The sequence below is a fragment of the Bacillus sp. FSL L8-0099 genome (genome assembly GCF_038006385.1).
Classification (GTDB): Bacteria; Bacillota; Bacilli; order Bacillales; family Bacillaceae_G; genus Bacillus_A; species Bacillus_A toyonensis.
The window spans coordinates 1053385-1072739 of sequence record NZ_JBBOVC010000001.1 but is presented as its reverse complement, the minus strand read 5'-3'; the positions used below and the strand labels follow the sequence as shown (position 1 = coordinate 1072739).

The window sequence follows — 19355 nt, the reverse complement described above, 5'->3', positions numbered from 1 at the left end:
TGATCACTTAATTGTGATCACCTTCCTTTTATTTCGTAAACTGAGCTTCTTCTGTAGAACCTTTTAACGCTGTCGTTGATGAAGTACCGCCTGTAATGACTTGTGCTACTTCATCAAAATAACCTGTTCCTACTTCGCGTTGATGACGAGTTGCAGAGTAACCGTGTTTCTCTGCTGCGAATTCCGCTTGTTGTAATTCAGAATATGCTGCCATGCCACGCTCTTTATAGCCACGCGCTAATTCAAACATGCCGTAGTTTAATGAGTGGAATCCAGCAAGTGTTACGAACTGGAACTTGTAACCGTAAGATGCGATTTCTTTTTGGAAGCTCGCAATCGTTTTTTCATCTAATTTTTGTTTCCAGTTAAATGACGGTGAACAGTTATAAGCGAGTAATTTCCCTGGATATTTTTTATGGATTGCGTCTGCAAATCGTTTTGCATCTTCTAAATTTGGTTCAGACGTTTCACACCAAACGAGGTCTGCATACGGTGCATACGCTAAACCACGTGCAATTGCTTGATCCAGTCCTGCTTTCGTACGATAAAATCCTTCTGGTGTTCTTTCTCCTGTAATAAACGCTTTATCAACCGGATCGATATCACTCGTAATTAAATCGGCTGCATCTGCATCTGTTCTTGCAACGATAATTGTCGGTACTCCCATTACGTCCGCAGCAAGGCGTGCGGAAATTAAATTACGTACCGCTGTTTGTGTCGGCAGTAATACTTTTCCACCTAAATGTCCGCATTTTTTCTCTGAAGATAATTGATCTTCAAAGTGTACACCTGATGCACCCGCTTCAATCATACCTTTCATAAGCTCGAATACGTTTAATTGTCCGCCAAATCCAGCCTCTGCATCTGCTACAATCGGTACGAAATAATCTGTATCATCGCTTCCTTCCATATGCTGAATTTGATCCGCACGTTGAAGTGTTTGATTAATTCGTTTTACTACAGCTGGTACGCTGTTCGCTGGATATAAGCTTTGGTCTGGATACATATGTCCAGAAAGGTTTGCATCAGCCGCTACTTGCCAACCACTTAAGTAAATTGCTTTTAATCCCGCTTTCACTTGTTGCATCGCTTGGTTTCCTGTTAATGCACCAAGTGCGTTAATATAATCTTCCGTATGAAGCGATGTCCAAAGCTTCTCAGCCCCGCGGCGTGCTAGTGTATGTTCAATATCAATCGAACCGCGCAAACGAATTACATCTTCAGCTGAATACGGACGTGTTATTCCTTTCCATCTCGTATCTAATTCCCAGTTCTCTTGTAATTTATCGATTCTTTCGTTTTTCATTTATTCCATCCCCTTTTCACTTTATAAAATTTCATAACCCGGTAATGTTAAAAATGGTACGAACTCATCATTCCGAACGAGGTTTGTAAACAATGTTGTCGCCTCTTGGAATCTCCCTTTCTTAAAGGCTTCTTTACCAATCTCTCTTTCTATCTTTACTAATTCTTCTTCTTTCCATTCTTCCATTAATTCGAGCGTAATATTGCGGCCATCATTTAGCTTTCCGCCTTCATGACGAATCCATTGCCATATTTGTGCTCTGGAGATTTCCGCAGTTGCTGCATCTTCCATTAAGTTATAAATTGGCGCTGCTCCCCGTCCACTTAACCAAGATGCAATATATTGAATACCTACACTAATATTCGTGCGAAGACCTTCTTCTGTAATCGTTCCCACTGGTACTTCTAATAAATCTTTTTCTGTAACACGTATTTCTTCACGTTTCCTAAAAATTTGATTCGGCGTTTTCATAATGTGATTAAATACTTCCATTGCAACCGGTACAAGTCCCGGATGGGCAACCCAAGTCCCATCATGACCGTCTAAAGCTTCACGCTCCTTATCAGCACGCACCTTTTCGAAAGCCGCTTCATTCGCTTCTGGATTATTTTTAATCGGAATTTGTGCTGCCATTCCTCCGATTGCTGGTGCATTACGGCGATGACATGTTTGAATTACTTTTAAAGAATACGCGCGCATAAACGGCGCCGTCATCGTGACTTGCGCTCTATCTGGCAGTAAAAATTCATTATGATTACGGAAACCCTTTAAGAAGCTGAAAATGTAATCCCATCTTCCGCAGTTTAAGCCAGCAGAATGATCTTTTAGCTCATACAAAATTTCATCCATTTCAAACGAAGCGTGAATCGTCTCCAATAGCACAGTCGCTTTAATTGTTCCGTTTGGAATACCGATGTATTTTTGAGCAAATACGAATACATCGTTCCATAATCTCGCTTCTAAATAACTTTCCATTTTCGGTAAGTAAAAGTACGGGCCACTTCCTTTTTCTAAAAGCGCCTTCGCATTATGGAAAAAATACAGACCAAAATCCACTAAGCTGCCGGACATATTTTTCCCATCAACTTGCATATGCTTTTCCTCTAAATGCCATCCTCTTGGACGCACAATGAGTACAGCTGTTTTATCATTTAATCTATATTCTTTTCCTTTATCATTTTTGTGTGAGATCGTTCCCTTTACTGCATCTCGTAAGTTAATTTGGCCTTCAATCGCATTTTCCCAAGTTGGTGAATTCGAATCTTCAAAATCCGCCATAAAAAGATGAGCTCCTGAATTTAAAGCATTAATGACCATCTTTCTATCTACCGGTCCAGTAATCTCTACGCGGCGATCCTCTAAATCTTTCGGAAGATTGGCGATTGTCCAATCCGCTTCACGTATGTGCTTTGTTTCTTCTAAAAACTTCGGAAACTCCCCTGCATCAATTCTTTTTTGTTTCTCTACACGTTTTTGTAATAGTTCTGTGCGGCGCTCATTGAAATTTTCATGTAGTTCCTTTAAAAAACTAAGCACCTCAGGTGTCAATATTTCGTTGTACGCTGGTAACATTTCTCCGGGCAATGTAACCCGTGAAGTTCGCGTCGACATATTAGCATCCCCTTCTTAAACTGTTTTATAACAGATTTGATTTTATGTTTTATATTATATAACAAATCTTCAGAAAAGGAAGTTTTTTTTGAAAATTCATTTCATTTTTTTTTGAAAACGCCGTTCTTTCGTGCTCTATTCCATACAAAAAAGGCCACTGTTATACAACAACGGCCTTTTCGTAACATCTTCCAAAATTAAAAATGAAATTATATCAAATACAACTTTACATTTCAGAGGTAGCACTTCCCTTCACCGATAGCTCCTTTTCTCTTCCTTTACGAAAAGTGAGTGCCATTCCTACAAAAATAAGGACAATCCCTACAACTTGCATACTAGTCGGTCTAAATCCGGTAAAGACCGTATCTAACAAAATTGCTACAGCAGGATCTAAAAACACTAATACAGAAATAAGTCTCGTCGATAAATCTCTTAAACTGTCAAAAAACAAGTAATATACAAACCCAGTATGTATAAGTCCTGTTGCCGTTATCATCATCCAGTTCGTCTCTGTTAAACCTTGAAACTGTCCGAAATCCACAAATGGTAACAATAAAAATATACCTAAAAACGTTTGTACAAATGTCATCGCATATGCACTCGTATGCTTGATTCCTTTTCCTAATAAAGTCGTAAAAGCATAAAATAACGCTGCAAGAAGTGCCCATACCATTCCAGATGACATGAGTTTCTCGGGCGACACACTTCCATCTACTCCAGCTACTAAAACTGTGCCGAGGAAACAAATGACAATGGACATAACGGCAAACACTGTTAGCCTCTCTTTAAATACGATACTCCCAATCATTAATACGATAATTGGAGCGAGATGATAGACAGAAATTGCAATTGTAATTGACATAACTTCAAACGCTTTAAATAGAAATACCCAGTTAAAAACGAGAAATACGCCGCACGCTAATATTTGCACAATCTCTTTTTTATTCCACTTTTCATTTTTATATTGTCCTGTCACTAACCAACATAACGCTAAAAATATAGTTGCACAAATACAACGAACAAATACTAATTCAAAAGACGGTAAACCTGTTTGGACAGAAAAAAATCCAATTGATCCGAAAATAGACATCGAAAGGATCATTTTTATAGCCGGCATTGATTTTTTATTGTACACCCTTTCTCTCCTCCTACAATCACTCTCTTATAAAACTAAAAATTCTAAAAACATTACTTATTATTATATATTACAATCAAAAAATTGTAAAAAACTAGAATATAACGATTGACATCCACACAAAATTTTCATAATAAAAAATCATCCTTTTGTATTCCACAGGATGATTTTTTATATGTATTGAGAGGTCTATATATTTATGAAGACTTACATATACTCTACTATTTTTGAAGAGTAAATTGGGAAACTATCTGTTTTAGTCCTCCTGCTACGTTGTGCAGATGTTCAATTGAAGTCGAAATCTCTTGAACAGATTTTTCTTGCTGTTGAATAGACTCTTTTACCCTATCAGTTCGATCAGATGATCTTTGAGAAATTTGCGCCATATCTTCTGTAGAAGCAGAAATCTCCTCACTACTCGCTGCAATTTCATCTGTAGACATAGATACCGTTTGAATTTGCTCAGATACTTGCTGCACTTTTTCTGTAATAGTTCCAAATACTTTTTCTGTATGCATTACTACTTGTGTACCTGCCTGTACCTCATTATCTACTTTCCCCATCATATGTACCGTATGATTCGTTGTTCCCATAACTTGAGTAATAAGCTTCTCAATTTGTTTAGCAGAGTCACTAGATTGTTCTGCTAATTTTCGTACTTCATCTGCCACAATTGCAAATCCTCTACCACTTTCTCCAGCACGTGCAGCCTCAATTGCGGCGTTTAATGCTAATAAGTTAATCTGAGAGGTAATACCTTGCATAACATCAATGATTTTAACAATTTCTTCTGATTGTTCTTTCATAGTCTCTACTTGTTTCACACCGCTATGTACTGAATTTTGGATTGTATCCATCTGTTGAATCATTTGTTTCATTAATTTGTTACCACTCTCTGCATCTAGTGCTGATTGAGCAGACAATTCATTTACAGAGGATGATGTATTCACTATACTCTGCATTCCTTGTGTCAACTCTTCCATCGCACCCGCAGTTTGTTCCATTGCCTGCATTTGGCTCTCTGCGCCATTGGCAACTTCTTCAATATCCATAGTAATTTTCTTTGCTGCACCGCTAGATACTTCTGATGCAGATACTACTCCGTCTGCATATTGGAATAAAAGCTGAATATTATTCTCTACTTCTTGCATATTTGTTCTTAGCCCTGCAATCATCTCGTTAAAATCACTTACTAATATACCTAATTCATCTTTAGCATTATAATCACCATGTACAGTTAAATCTCCCTCTTTTGCTCTTTCCATCATACGACTAACCGTTTGTAAAGGTGCCACTATAAGCTTGCTAATAATATAACTTACTATACATATAATGATTGTAGTAACTACTGCAAGAATGATAAAGGTAATAACAGAGCGATCTATCATTTTTTGAGAATCTTTAAATACTTGGTCAGCTAAGTTTGAAACATAAGTTTCTAAATCTACAGCATAACCAGCTAACTCTACTCCCTTCGGTTTTAAGTCCTTTTGAAATTCGTTTACCATTTGAGATTCATTTGTTCCCTTCGCTTTGTCAAACAACTTCTTATATGTCTCCATATAACTTGGCAAAGATTTCTTCATCTTCTGAAACAGCTCATCCTCTTGCTTACTTAAATTAACGCCATCATCATATTCTTTTAATAAAGAATCATATTTTTTAAGATCCTTTTCAACACTACTAATAATCCCCTCTTTATTTGTCCCCTCATTTTGTGACGTTGTAATTAATTCTAGTAAGTTATATTCTAGTGAATTTTGTGTACGAAGCATTCCTTCTAATAAAACTGCAGAATTTTGATAATCATCTACTACAATTTCTGTATCGTGCTTAATCTTGTTAATAGAATTAATTGCTACACAGCTCATAATTGCCATGCCCAAAACTGCTAATGAGATAAGTAAGAATAATTTATGTTTCACTTTTAAATTTTGTAAAAAATACATATTTCCACCTTTATTCCTTTATATATAGATTTTTAGAATTTTATAGCTTATTATTTACAAAATCACAATAAAAAGCAATGATAAATATTCCCAATACCAAACTTATATTTCTATAAAAAAGAAGTAGCATAATCGCTACTTCTTTTTTTTTTGTTTCTCATATTGCTCAAACGTATGAATTCTTTCGAAAATTGGTGGATGTGTGTATAAGAAAAATTTTACTAACGCTGGTGGATTCACTTGACTTAAACTTGTTTTTGATAAATATTGAAAAGTTTTCACACCTGATTTCCCATCTTTCGTCATATTTAAAGCGTATTGATCCGCCGCGCGTTCTTCTATTCGTGAAACGTAGTTTGTTGCTGGTTGTGATGCAAAGGATAGTACAGAAGAAATTAAGAAAAATAAAGGTAAAATCGAGAAACATGCCATTTTTGAAATTTGCAGCGTATCTCCCCATTTTCGAATACACATATTTAAAATACGACTAATTAAATACATACCTATAAACGATATGAAAATATAACTCGCAACGCCCCAATATATATGTTTCATTACGTAATGTCCCATTTCATGGGCCATAATAAATAAAATCTCTTTATCTTTTAATTGCTTAAGCGTTGTATCCCACATTACAATACGCGAGTTAAGGCCAATTCCTGTTACATATGCATTTAACGAATTCGTTTTTTCCGACATATTTACTTCATATACGTGTTTAGCAGGAATGTCAGCTTTGTCTGCCATCGCTAAAATTTTCGTTTCTAACTCTTTATTTTTCAACGTCGTGAAGTCATTGTAAAGTGGATCAATAATAACAGGCTGTACGAACGTTAAAAAGATTGTAAATGGTACAGAGAGTGCCCATCCTGCTAGCCACCATCTCTTCGGGAATTTACGGATAAGCCATAAAAGAACTGTAACAATGAGTAACATCGTCGCATAATTAACCCAAAAATCGATAACGTGATCTTTTATCCAGCTTTGTGTACTTTGCGTGGAAATACCGTAATCAACCGACACTTTACGCCCAATCCATTGCATCGGTAATGCCAGTACCGTTGTGAGTAATGATAAATAAAAGAAATAAATCGCAACTTGTAAGACACTTATTTTAGTCGTTTCCGTTGACCATTTCTCAAACTTTTTTGAAATACCGAGCACGAGTACAAATAATAAAATAATCCATTCAAGAGGCGTCGCTAAAAAGAACAGTAAATTTTTCACGCGCGAATAATCTTGGCTTAGCGTAAGCTCTTTCGCATTCATAAAGGTTTCTGGATCTGCACTCGTTCCTTTATACATGTCCGGAATGAGTTCATGATTCCATCCAAATAAATACCAATATATAAATAACGCAAATCCAACGTACAAAAAAAGCGACCACCCAATAACTTTCCTCACGTTATTCCCTCCTCTATGCTGCCTGTCTATTATTATTGTAAGTTCGTACATGCTAAATTAGAACAAGCTAATTACGAGAATTGCTCGAGAGCCTTCTATTTACATAAAGTGAAACTTTAATCAGTGGGGGTTTTCTTCATCCCCCACTGATTATTAGCCTTCACCAATCGGGCTTTTACGGGCAGTTGATCCCTCGCCTAACTTCTTTGCTGTCACTGAATTTTGAGGTGGGAGTCTTACTGCCCGTTAATGCGGGATAAAAAAAACTCTTCTACATAAGAAGAGTTTTACCTATTTTTAGACACTTTCCTCGGTTCATAATTCGGAATAAGAAAAGCACTTACAAACCAGCACATTAAACCAGCGCCTTTTACATATTTTACATATTCATAGTCTTGAAAAAATAGCGTCGTTATAATAATCGTAAAAAAACCTACTAAAACAAATATATACCCTATTTGTTTCTTCGATAACATAAATACTTATCCCCCTTAAGGCAGTACATCTATTAACAAACTGAAATCTTGTACAGAAAAAGAACTATATTTCATAATACCTTGTACAGCTAAAAGTAAAACAAGACCGATCACACACATATAGTTAACACTTTCGTCACCCTTTTTTTCAGTAACCATGCCACCACTTATACATAAGACCCCTAATAAATGGAGCGCTAAATACATGAAAAAGTAGGCTTCCTCCCAGCGGAGAATAACATTTACTGTCGTTATTAGCACTATGCTAAGTAAAATCAAATAAAAAAACTTATTTGATGATATTGTTTCATTCATATAATTTTATACATTCCTTTCAAATTTAGAATTAATGATGTCTCAAAGCTATAAAGTAAATGATTGTTTTCATACCATAAAACAAAAGGAAAGCTCCCATTACTTTCGCGAATACTTTATGAACCCGCACATACTTCTCTTCATTTTTTCTGAAGATACGCTTCATCATTACTTCTAACATTAGACCGAATATTATTAAAATCCCTAATACAATAAGAAGAGAAATAATATTTTCTTTTAAATGAGTACTAGAAAATAAGTAATACTCCGGAAACACAATTGTATCTACTACAAGTTAAAAAGCCAATGACAAAAGCCTTTATCACACATATCTGTAATAGACGTAGCATCTATAATGTCTTTCAATATTTTTTCAATCGTTTTCTTCGTCTCATTTATCTCCCACTACATCTGCAAAACTCTCTACCTGCTCTGCGTATATAACTGGCACTTCTTTACTCCAGTATTTGCGGTTAACAAATAAAAAGATGAGTACTAAATTTAATCCTGTTATAAAAATAATCAGTCCTGGAAAGAACGTCGTATAGTTTGAGAAATCTGCAAAACTCATGATCTTTTCTCTACTTACTAGGAACGATGCACAAAGTACAAATGTATTATTTAACATATGTATCGCAATTGGCATGAGTAAGCTTTTCGTACGAATATATACGATTGATAATACGATACTAAATACGGCGGCACCGAGAAAATCGACATGTAATATCGCAAATAAAAGTGCCACTGCAATCATCGCTATACTCGTTCCCCATTTCGCAGCAAAGCGCTGAAGTAAAAATCCACGAAAAACAAATTCTCCAATAATAGGTGCGATAAATACAACCATAATAAATTGATATATATATCCCCCGGCACTATCTACAATCGGTTTGTGTAAAGCATTCATAATAAAATCTGGTGTAATCCATGCAAAGCTGTACATGTATAAAATCAGATACCCGTAACTGAACATGCACAACATAATCGTAATGTATATAACTTGCACCAAGTTAAATGTTTCATTTTTATTAAGAAATAATGAAAATGAAACACGGTGCTTTCTATACTCATAAAAAATCCATGCAATCGGAAGGATATAAAATATAAGTATATTTATAAAAGATGAATTTTGTATATGAAATGTACTTTCTAGCAATTTTTCACTACTTCTCGCTACTAAAATTAATAGTGCAAATACAATTAAAAAATATCTAGCTCGCATCATTTGAAACGGATTCACACTCATCTCCTCCCCTATGTTACTTTTATCATATCATTTGATTCTTAATTTTTTATAAAAGAAAACCTTAAATTTTCCTTAAAAATTCCATATGTTACAAAAAGATGATATGATATTCGAGGAAATTAAGGGGGATTCTTATGTATCAAGCAAATATATTACTCGTCGATGATGAAACAGCAATTTTACAACTACTAACTACCATTCTTGAAAAAGAAGGTTTTTCTCATATTACAACTGCAACATCAGCTGAATTAGCTTTATCTCTCATCGAACAAAACAATTACGATTTAATTATTTTAGATGTCATGCTTCCTGGACAATCTGGTTTTGATATTTGTCCAATTATTCGCCAACAAACAGATTGTCCGATTTTCTTCCTATCAGCGAAGGCATCTGATCTAGATAAAATATCTGGATTTTCATACGGTGCAGATGATTATATTACGAAGCCATTTAATCCATTAGAAGTCGTAGCTCGTATGAAAGCACAACTTCGAAGACATATGAAACAAACCGTACCACACGAACAAAAAGCACACTCCATTTCATTTGGGAGATTTGAAATTGATCAACATTCCGCAGAACTTACAGTAAATGGACACGTTGTCGAATGTTCCGCTCAACTGTTTCAACTACTACTCTTCTTTTGTGAGAATCCGAACTACGTATTTTCGAAAGAAGAAATATACGAAAAAGTTTGGGGAGCACCCGCCTATAATGGCGATGACAATACTGTTATGGTCCACATTCGAAAGCTACGCGAAAAAATTGAACAAGACCCAAGTAAACCAGAATACATAAAAACTGTTCGCGGACTTGGCTATAAGTTCGTTACAAAGTAGGGTGACGATATGAATCTTAATAAACGGCTTATCATCCAATTTATACTGCAACACGTTTTTGTTTTAGTTACATTACTTATTGCTGTAGTCGCTGCTTTCACTTATTTAATTTTTCTTGTTACTAGTATTTCATACGAACCTAACATTCCGGATTCTGATAGTTTTACAATTTCAAGATATATCTCTTCAGAAGATGGCGATATTACGTTAAAAACGGAAGTAAAAGATTTAATTAAAGAGAAAAATGATTGGATTCAGATTGTAGAGGAAAACGGGAAAGTCCTCTATCAATTTAATACACCAAGTGATGTCCCAACTTCTTATACGAAAACATCTTTACTCGCACATATACAGAATCATATAGAAAGCCCTTATACATTTACATATTGGGAAATTGAAGTAGAAGAAAAAAACGTACTTGTTATTTACGGCGGTATGTTAAAAAGTAATGCATTACTAAAAACAATTCAGAAAGAACACTCTTCTGTACCTACAGATTCGTTCACATTAACAGAACAAGAAAAACAGTTACTCTCTAAAGAAAAAGCAACGCTGCAAATATTTAATCATAGTGGCGAAGAGGTTTTTTCCTATCCAACTGGAAAGAAAAAAACACTTTCTACAATACAGACTGCTCTTAACGAAAAAGAACCGTGGAATCATAAAGAAAACACGTCTAGCTTTTACGATGCAAATAGTGGTCAGCTTCTCGTCGTTACAGCAAAAAATGAACGATACTACCCAGATGACGAAATTGAGGATGTATTTACTAAGAAGTTTCTAATCGGATGCGGATTAATCCTTCTTATCGTCTTTGTTTATTTAGTCATTCTATCTATTTGGTACGGAAATAAGTTTGGGAAACCGTTACTACACGCAATGCGTTGGCTTAAAAATATCGCTGGTGGAAAATATGAAGAGCCTGTTAGTAAAAAAGGAAAACCAGTTCGATTCAGGCGATCTGGTAAAGAAAAATGGTCATTTCGCTTATTTAGAGATGTTACTAGCTCACTAGAGCACCTTTCAATTACACTCAAAAAAAATGATGCGATGAGGCAAGTACTGCAGCAAACACGTGAAGAATGGATTACCGGTCTAACGCACGATTTAAAAACACCACTTAGCTCTATATATGGCTACGCATTATTACTAGAATCAAAGCAGTATAACTGGACTGATCATGACATTCAGCAATTCGGCAGCGTTATGAAAGAGAAATCTCAATATATGACTACACTAATTGACGATTTAAGCTTAACGTATCAATTAAAAAATAACAGCCTTCCTGCCCAGCACGTAAACATTGAAATGAATCAATTCGTCCAAAAAGTATTATTACAATTTATTAATAATCCGACACTGCAAAATCAAAATATTGAATTCGTACCGAGCTCAAATAAAATTCAATATTTCATTGAAGAAAAATGGTTCCAGCGTATTATCGAAAACTTACTAGCAAACGCTGTGAAACATAATAATGAAACGACAAATGTAATCGTAAAGCTTTCGCAGGATGTAAATTCATTTACACTATCTATTTCAGATAACGGAAAAGGAATGGACGATAAAACGAAAGAACTTTTATTCGAGCGATATTACAGAGGGACTAATACAGAAGAAAGCAACATCGGAACTGGACTTGGTCTCGCCATTACGAAACAGCTCGTTCATGCCCATAACGGGACAATTTCTATTGATAGTGAACTCGGGAAAGGAACGACGATTGTTCTTGTATTTCCGTTTCGTTCGTAGGAAAGGCGCTATGTGGCGTCTTTTCTCTTTTGGAGTGATTTTTTGGTAAATGAAATTATGTCGCGTGTCTTTTATCAGTGGTTCGTCGGTAAAAGAAATTATATCGGCGATTTTCTAAATATATCGGCGCAACTCGAAATATATCAGCGATTTTTCAAATATATCGACCGCAACTCGAAATATATCAGCGATTTTCCAGATATATCGATTTGTCGACAAAAATCATCAAATATAGCAATCTATATGATAAGAGGATCTGTATTTCATACTTCTTACAAAAAACAATTCAATATTCTCCCCGTATTACGGATAAAAAAGCGAACCTCTCTGGTTCGCTTTTCCCCCTATTATTTCTTCTTCACTGGTAGCCAAAGTTCAATTTGAGCAAACTCACTTTTATCTGCATGGGAACGCTCATCATATAGTTCAAACTCTGTAACGCCGCAATGTTCATAGCCTGAATGCGGGAACCATTCTGAGAATACAGCATTCCACGTTTGGTGAATAGACGATACCATTTCTTCATGAGGAACTTTCGGCGTTGTAAATACGGCATATGTCGCTGCTGGGAATGTACGCTTTGCAATTTCATTTGGTACATTTTCAAAGCCTGTAACTTCCATTCCGATAATATAAGTGAAGTCCCCTGTTTCTAAATTAAAATCTGTACATAATCCAAGTTCTACCCATTGGCTCGTATCTTTACGATTCGGAATCGTTGTTCCAAGATCTTTTTGTAAATATTCTTGCCAAAATGCTGGAATGTCTTGATGGTTTTTCCCTTCTTTACTTGTCGTCTTCAGTTCATAACCTGCCATTAAAAATTCTGGTTTATTTACAATACGATATTCCATTTGTATGCCCCCTAAATACGGATTTAATTTTCTTTGTTTTACATTCACACTGTAATACATCGGTGTTTCAATTTCTTGTTTTCGATATTCACTCGGTGTCATTTGAAATAATTTTTTAAAGGCTCTCGTGAACGTTTCATGAGATTGAAAGCCATGCTCAAACGCGATATCAATAACTTTTTCATCCGTATGAGAAAGTTGATAAGCTGCCCGGGCTAACCTCCTCTTTCGAACATACTCCATTACTGTATCACCTACTAACGCCTGAAATACACGATGAAAATGCGACTCAGAAAAACCTGCAATGCGAGCTAAATTACGCAGCGTCTGTTTTTCCATTACATCTTCCTCAATATAATCAATGGACCTTTGAATTTGTGTTTCATAGCTTTCCATCTCTGTTCACCCGCCTTATATGTATTATGATAAAAGAGCATCCTATCCAATTCTTGACGTTTTTTACTATAATTTTAAAAACAAATGTAACTTTTTTATATGTATTTCGTTGTTATGTATGAAGGGAGGGAAATTAGTGAAAAGCAAACAATCATTAGAAGACATTTATTCAGATCATATGCATGATTTATTTCGCTATCTTCTCTCCCTAACCGGAGATTCCCACTACGCGGAAGATCTTATGCAAGAAACATTTTACCGAATGCTCGTCCATATTGACTATTATAAAGGAGAAGAAATTAGACCTTGGTTATTTACAATTGCCTACAACGCCTTTATCGATTGGTACCGAAAAGAGAAAAAATATAAAACAACTGAAGTTGCAGAATTCCATTTACCAAACGTGCTAAGTACAGAACATGCATATTTCGTAAAACATGAGATTACTAGTTGGTTAGACCGTTTATCCTCACTTCCGCTCGAAAGACGAAACGTGCTACTACTACGAGATTACTACGGATTCTCCTATAAGGAAATAGCAGAAATGACTGGTCTCTCATTAGCGAAAGTAAAAATTGAATTACACCGCGGACGAAAAGAAGCAAAAAGCATAAAGGAGTGATACAGATGGGTTGTGCAGAGTTTAAAAAACTTTGGGAGAAATATGAAAAAGGAACGCTCACACGTGATGAGCAAGAACAGTTAGAAAGTCATATAGAAACTTGTGCAGAATGTGAAGCTCATTTAGATGAATTGCTTACGAAGAGTGAACCCGTAAAGAAAAAATTACCGCCAAAAGATCTTAAAGTTCCTTTTTGGAGAATTAAGTGGAAACATCGGTTACAAACGTTTGGTTTTATATTATCCATTTGCATCGTTATATATATAATTGGTGGAGTATTATCAGCCTTTTATTTTCAAGCTAATAATGATAAAAGGCTAGAAGAAATTAGAGAGGTTCCTTCACTTGCACTTGAAGCAACGATCCCAAATAGCCGCGTTATGGGGGGCGGAACAAGTGTAGAAGCTTTTTTCCGTACGAACAGCAGCTTTGATTTAGTAAGAACCGTCGGTAAAAAAGAAATGCCACTCGGTACAGTAGAAACAAAAAGCTTCTTATCATCTGTAGATGTCACGAAACAAACTTGGATGAATCCGTTCTATCAACCAAAACTCTTCTTTGTTCATCCTAAAACAAAGCAGGGTGATTATTTAAAGGATTCCTCAAAAAAAGTATGGGATACACTTGCAAAAGTACATGATGGAACCGTTGCAGAAGTAGCAATTTCTTTTGATAAATCTTACACTTTAAAAGAATTAGAACCGCTTTTATATAGCATATTTGAAGCACAAGAACTCCCTCCAACTCCTGTATGGTACGCTTTAGATACAGGACAAGACAGAAAAAATGTAGATGACTATATCCTACATGGCGGAGAAGCTATAGGATTTTCAGAATATGTAAGATTCCTCGATAATGATACTGACAAGCAGAAAACGCAAGAAGATCAAGTAATCGAAATGATGCGCGTCCTTTCTATCCATAAAAAAACAGTAAGCAAAATAGCTGCGCTTTCTGAGAAAGAACTAAACTTAGATAAACGTTATCAATATGTAAAAGATAACGGTGTAAAAGTATACGGAATTGTTATTACTGGCCCATCGAAAGAGTTATTAAAATTACAAAACTCCCCGCACGTACGTTATGCGACTCTTGGAGATATTGAGGTTTGGAATTGGTTTGATCATTAAAAAAAGAAGTAGCGCTCTAGAAACGATGCGCTACTTCTTTTTTAATTCGAAATCACTTTCACATACATCCCTCTCACCGATTTTTCATAAGCGATATCGCTCATCTCTCTTATTTTTTCTGATACGACAGATGACTGAATGATTTTCCCTTCACGAAGTAATGGCGGGTCAATAAGACGGACTTTATTTTTCTGATGTAAATCATACTCACTTCTATCTTCTCTTACTTTTACATTTGGATGGACTTTTCTTAATAAAGCATGTACTTCTGAATCGTTACATAGCTGCAATTTTACTTGAAGCTCATGATCTTCAAGAAGAAAATCATCTGCATGAATAACTTGTTTATGAAGAGCTAACTTTAACGTCTTAGCTAACATATCATTTCCGTAAATATTAGTTGGTTGCATAAAGAAATCGATTACTTCTTTGTAATACGTTTCTGTAAACCATTCTGCCATTTTGATATTTTGAAGAACCATTTTCCCATCTACTTCGATGACATCCGATAAAAAATTGTGAACTTCTTCTAAAGAAACATATCCGTATGTATACATATCTCGTAATGTGTAATCCACCCGGTCTGCACATAATTCCGGCGCGGATCTTTCCAGTAACGTCCACTTCGAATCATCTAACAAAATATCTTCATAGTTATAACCATACTTTGAAAGAATTGCTGGAATTTCTGAGTTTTTCACAACAGAACTAAATATCTCTTCATGATAACTTTCATTCATATTATCAAAAACGTAATCCATTACATGAGAAAAAGTAGTATGTGATACGTCATGCAGTAAACCAGCAATCTGCTCTTCTACCGAACCACCTAGTTTTTTTATTAACAACATAACACCAACTGAATGATTAAATCGCGTTACATTCCATTTCTCATTCATTAAGTAACTTGCTCCGGCTTGATGAATCCCCTTCAACCTTTGCACTGGTTTACTTAAAATTAATTCTTCTAACACTTGATCTACTTCAAATTCTCCGTATAGTACATCTGATATGATCACTTACAGTCCCCCTTTTCAAGCAGAGTCTTTTTATAGTATCTCTTTTTTAAAGAAGAGTAAATATGCTATTCTGTCATTCCAATATGAACGTTCTGTTTTCAAAAAAGCGGTCCTCTATTCTCATCAAGTTAAATCATAAAAATTAAAATATTTCCACAGTTCTTCTTTTTTGTTTTAATAGATTTATAAATGCATATTCATTTAAAAACAGAAATAATTGAAAATCGATTCACCATTATAGTATGAAAGGTCGGATAACTATGGGTAGTTATTTTCCAAAAGCGGGGAAGCTCATTGGTGGAATCATTATACTTCTTATTTTGCTTTCATCTCTTTGGCTTATATGGATCGGAGAAACAAACATTCGTTACAGTGGGGATCATACGGGCACACTGCCTTTTTGGAACAAGTGGATCCCTGTTATTGTCGGTATACTCCTTGTTCGTTTCTTACCATCTCATCATAAAAACTATAATCCCCTTCAACAATTTGAACTAAGGCGCATCATAATTCAAACTGTTATTTTATTCTCGAGTGGTTCCCTCTTCACGATTTGTCTCCTCACCACGAACTTTGAAGGAATGACATTACAATTGTGGTTTATGATATTTAAAATTATTTTATTATTATTCACTCCATTCATGCTTCTTTTGTTTTATAAAAGTAACCCCGAAAAAGAACGACAAAAGCCTGTAAAATCAACGGGAGGTAATAGATGGTATCGGTTTACACCACTTATTGTCATTATAGTCTGGGGTTACTTCAACTTCTTTTCTACATTCTCTACACCATTTGTTTCAGCGAGAATGGAACCCGCGATTTTAATCTTAATTTTACTTGTAGGATTTCTTATAAATAGTGTACTGGAAGAGCTTTTTTATAGAGTTTGGTTGCAAACACGTTTGGAACTATTACTAGGCACTTGGCCGGCTATACTTCTTACATCATTATTATGGGCAAGCTGGCATATTGCATTACACGGCTCTGGTCATTGGGATATTGATACAGCTACGGTTATTGTGAACCATGGTATCGTAGGTCTATTCCTTGGATATTTGTGGGCGCGTTATCGCAAGGTATGGGTAATTATTATTGTTCATGGATTAATTAATGCACATCCACAACAACTAATTGAGATTATATTCAAGTAAAGGTCGCGATTACGAAATAAAAAATAAAAGGGATTACACATATTAATCATGTATAATCCCTTTTATTTAACCTTATTCAAACGTAACTTCTACCTGCACAATCTCCGACCTACTACCAAGTCTAAGCGGCGGTCCCCAAAATCCGAATCCAGAAGAAACAATTGCGTGGAATGCGCCTTTTTGTGCGTATCCCCAGTCTAGCTCGTACATTCTTCTCGTTACAATATGATTTGGCGCCATTTGTCCGCGGTGCGTATGACCGGATAATAATAAGTCTACACCTGCCGCCGCTGCTTGTTTTAACTCGAATGGCTGGTGATCCATTGCGATAACAGGCATCGATTTATCTACCGTACTCATTACTTGTTCAAAGCTTTGGCGATCTCGCTCTGTTTTATCTCTTCTTCCAACGAGATAAAAGTCATCTTCAATTGTGATCACTTCATCTAAAAGAATACGAATATCAATCTTATCCATCTCTTGTAAAAACTCTGGAACCGCTCTGCCGTAGTATTCATGGTTTCCTAAAACACCATATACGCCTAATGGAGCTTTCATTTGTTTCATAATATGACCCATGTTTTTTTGAATGAATACTCCTGGATGATCATCGATAATATCACCTGGCAGTAAAATAATATCAGGTTCCATTTCATTTACATGACGAACAAGTCTTTTCAAATGCGAAACGCCAGACAGTTTACCGAAATGCATATCAGAAGCCATCGCAATACGTAAACTTTTACGCCCCTCTACCTTTTTCGGTATGTGCACTTCGTATTTTCTTACTACTGGACTATACGCATTAAATACTCCATATGCAAAGATAAAGATAAACGCAGCTAACACAGCCGCCCCTGTCCAAATAATTGCTGTTTCTTTCTCAACCGAAAACTGTAAAAGAAAGACTGTTATATCAGCTAACGGCAATAACATAAGGGCGTATTGTATGACTGCAAACCAAATTGAGCCAATCGTCCGAAGGAATGGGAGAAACTTAAACACTTGCACGAGAATATACGCATAAGAAATAAATCCGACTACGAAAGCATAATACCCCCAGGACTCCCAGCCAAATACTGCATGAAGCCAAACCCATCCGTTCCAGCCGATGTAAAACATAAGTAGCGTGTATATAATTAACATAGTAAATATATTGAAATAACGAAGATTCTTCACAGCTAGCCTCCTTATTGATTTCTTCTATTATAACTTGTTATGCACGTTTAACGTAAATATTAAGCACAGCAATCTTCACAATAAAAACATTGATAAGCACATCGTTTTAAAATTTTTAGGAACTGCTGTAATGGGCATTTTAGAATCTTACGTGTTAGGCGAAATTGATAATGATATTGAATATGTTGCGATGCAGGTTGGGTTGGAAACAACGTAAAAGATGTTGATCAAAAAACATTTAATAAATCATTTACACTAGATTGGAAGAATAAAAAATTAGTAGAGAAAAAATAAAGAAAACCGAACCGCCACTTAGATGACGGTTCGGTTTTTAAAGTTCGTTACCTTACTTTCAACAATTGAGCTAGCTCTTTAAGACTCCCTCTCAAAGAAAGTTCGTTATTTATGTTAAAATATTGCGAGTAAGTTTCTGTCCTTAACGATTTTATCACGTATTAAACAAAATCATTTAAAAACGAAGAAAGGATGGTACTAACATGGAAAACGTATCAGATGTACATAAAGAGGAATCAATAAAATCCTTACAGTCAACAATCCGTAAACTCGAAAGTGCCTTGTCACAAATGACTCAGAAAGGCTCAAATACTACGTTAGTAAAGAAACGCCTCCAGGCAGCTTGTATCGGCTTAGCAATGCTAGATAGTGTTTGGAATCAAAAACCTCATCATTACAACCAGGAAGATTTAGCAGAAGCTCGCAATGTTCTTATCGGTTTGCTTCCATCAATTGAAAAGATTTACGTTAAGTCAAAGGTTGGTAGTTCTCAAAGAACTCTTTTAGAAAGAAGGATTAAATCTTTGGAACTTGCTATTCAAGCGATTAATAACACTTCTAATGAGTAACTTTTCCAACTAAAAAGTGGCAGGTGCTTTCATTCATTAAGAACAAAACAACTGTAAAGAGCCTTACTACAAACGTGTAGCAAGGCTTTTATTTCGAGCTTTATTATT

General features: G+C 35.6%; 18 protein-coding genes and 2 pseudogenes. 7 read left to right on the top strand and 13 right to left on the bottom strand.

The annotated features are described in order from the left end of the window. Positions 1-28 precede the first annotated feature (28 nt). From aceA to MHH42_RS05510, 10 genes and pseudogenes are all read right to left on the bottom strand, one after another. The gene (aceA, locus tag MHH42_RS05550; protein ID WP_070172850.1) at positions 29-1306 is read right to left on the bottom strand and encodes an isocitrate lyase; all 1278 of its coding nucleotides are present in this window, start codon (positions 1304-1306) and stop codon (positions 29-31) included. A 21-nt stretch (positions 1307-1327) separates the two neighbouring features. After that, on the bottom strand, positions 1328-2917 hold the full coding sequence (aceB, locus tag MHH42_RS05545) for a malate synthase A (RefSeq protein ID WP_000107648.1): 1590 nt from the start codon (positions 2915-2917) through the stop codon (positions 1328-1330). A gap of 226 nt (positions 2918-3143) precedes the next feature. Beyond that, positions 3144-4052, bottom strand: coding sequence for a DMT family transporter (locus tag MHH42_RS05540; protein WP_000282400.1), 909 nt, complete (start codon positions 4050-4052; stop codon positions 3144-3146). Between the two features lie 221 nt (positions 4053-4273). After that, positions 4274-5065, bottom strand: coding sequence for a methyl-accepting chemotaxis protein (locus tag MHH42_RS32385; protein ID WP_404841128.1), 792 nt, complete (start codon positions 5063-5065; stop codon positions 4274-4276). Between the two features lie 156 nt (positions 5066-5221). Next, a pseudogene (locus tag MHH42_RS32380) lies at positions 5222-6001 on the bottom strand (MCP four helix bundle domain-containing protein); the annotation flags it as partial. A 135-nt stretch (positions 6002-6136) separates the two neighbouring features. Further along, on the bottom strand, positions 6137-7405 hold the full coding sequence (locus MHH42_RS05530) for a M48 family metallopeptidase (protein ID WP_340892980.1): 1269 nt from the start codon (positions 7403-7405) through the stop codon (positions 6137-6139). 287 nt (positions 7406-7692) lie between these two features. Continuing rightward, complete coding sequence (locus tag MHH42_RS05525) at positions 7693-7881, bottom strand: hypothetical protein (RefSeq protein ID WP_000949414.1); 189 nt, start codon at positions 7879-7881, stop codon at positions 7693-7695. A gap of 15 nt (positions 7882-7896) precedes the next feature. Continuing rightward, complete coding sequence (locus MHH42_RS05520; protein ID WP_002105543.1) at positions 7897-8196, bottom strand: hypothetical protein; 300 nt, start codon at positions 8194-8196, stop codon at positions 7897-7899. 31 nt (positions 8197-8227) lie between these two features. Beyond that, a pseudogene (locus tag MHH42_RS05515) lies at positions 8228-8526 on the bottom strand (malate synthase). A gap of 61 nt (positions 8527-8587) precedes the next feature. After that, a complete protein-coding gene (locus MHH42_RS05510) occupies positions 8588-9436 on the bottom strand; it encodes a CPBP family intramembrane glutamic endopeptidase (protein ID WP_001067942.1) in 849 nt (282 codons plus the stop codon). A 140-nt stretch (positions 9437-9576) separates the two neighbouring features. Here MHH42_RS05510 and MHH42_RS05505 point away from each other — a divergent pair, with 140 nt between their 5' ends. Both MHH42_RS05505 and MHH42_RS05500 read left to right on the top strand, forming a co-directional pair. Beyond that, positions 9577-10281, top strand: a complete 705-nt coding sequence (locus tag MHH42_RS05505; protein ID WP_000283866.1) for a response regulator transcription factor — start codon at positions 9577-9579, stop codon at positions 10279-10281. Positions 10282-10290: 9 nt separating this feature from the next. Continuing rightward, positions 10291-12033, top strand: coding sequence for an ATP-binding response regulator (locus MHH42_RS05500; RefSeq protein ID WP_016107991.1), 1743 nt, complete (start codon positions 10291-10293; stop codon positions 12031-12033). A 347-nt stretch (positions 12034-12380) separates the two neighbouring features. Here MHH42_RS05500 and MHH42_RS05495 read toward each other — a convergent pair whose 3' ends face one another. Continuing rightward, a complete protein-coding gene (locus MHH42_RS05495) occupies positions 12381-13283 on the bottom strand; it encodes an AraC family transcriptional regulator (protein ID WP_070172848.1) in 903 nt (300 codons plus the stop codon). 136 nt (positions 13284-13419) lie between these two features. Between MHH42_RS05495 and MHH42_RS05490 the strand changes: the two genes are divergently transcribed. Together MHH42_RS05490 and MHH42_RS05485 are read left to right on the top strand one after the other, a co-directional pair. Next, positions 13420-13905 (top strand): RNA polymerase sigma factor, encoded by a 486-nt coding sequence (locus MHH42_RS05490; RefSeq protein WP_016107989.1) that lies wholly within the window; start codon positions 13420-13422, stop codon positions 13903-13905. A 5-nt stretch (positions 13906-13910) separates the two neighbouring features. Next, positions 13911-15035, top strand: a complete 1125-nt coding sequence (locus tag MHH42_RS05485; RefSeq protein ID WP_340892975.1) for an anti-sigma factor — start codon at positions 13911-13913, stop codon at positions 15033-15035. 41 nt (positions 15036-15076) lie between these two features. Here MHH42_RS05485 and MHH42_RS05480 read toward each other — a convergent pair whose 3' ends face one another. Further along, positions 15077-16054 (bottom strand): HD domain-containing protein, encoded by a 978-nt coding sequence (locus tag MHH42_RS05480; protein ID WP_016090917.1) that lies wholly within the window; start codon positions 16052-16054, stop codon positions 15077-15079. Between the two features lie 260 nt (positions 16055-16314). Between MHH42_RS05480 and MHH42_RS05475 the strand changes: the two genes are divergently transcribed. Next, positions 16315-17205, top strand: a complete 891-nt coding sequence (locus MHH42_RS05475) for a CPBP family intramembrane glutamic endopeptidase (protein ID WP_097980341.1) — start codon at positions 16315-16317, stop codon at positions 17203-17205. Between the two features lie 72 nt (positions 17206-17277). Here MHH42_RS05475 and MHH42_RS05470 read toward each other — a convergent pair whose 3' ends face one another. Continuing rightward, positions 17278-18384, bottom strand: a complete 1107-nt coding sequence (locus MHH42_RS05470; protein WP_097883147.1) for a metallophosphoesterase — start codon at positions 18382-18384, stop codon at positions 17278-17280. A gap of 34 nt (positions 18385-18418) precedes the next feature. Between MHH42_RS05470 and MHH42_RS05465 the strand changes: the two genes are divergently transcribed. Together MHH42_RS05465 and MHH42_RS05460 are read left to right on the top strand one after the other, a co-directional pair. Next, the gene (locus tag MHH42_RS05465) at positions 18419-18601 is read left to right on the top strand and encodes a hypothetical protein (RefSeq protein ID WP_002042824.1); all 183 of its coding nucleotides are present in this window, start codon (positions 18419-18421) and stop codon (positions 18599-18601) included. 280 nt (positions 18602-18881) lie between these two features. Beyond that, positions 18882-19247: a hypothetical protein gene (locus tag MHH42_RS05460; protein ID WP_016107987.1), complete on the top strand. Its 366-nt coding sequence runs from the start codon at positions 18882-18884 to the stop codon at positions 19245-19247. The last annotated feature ends 108 nt before the right edge of the window (positions 19248-19355 follow it).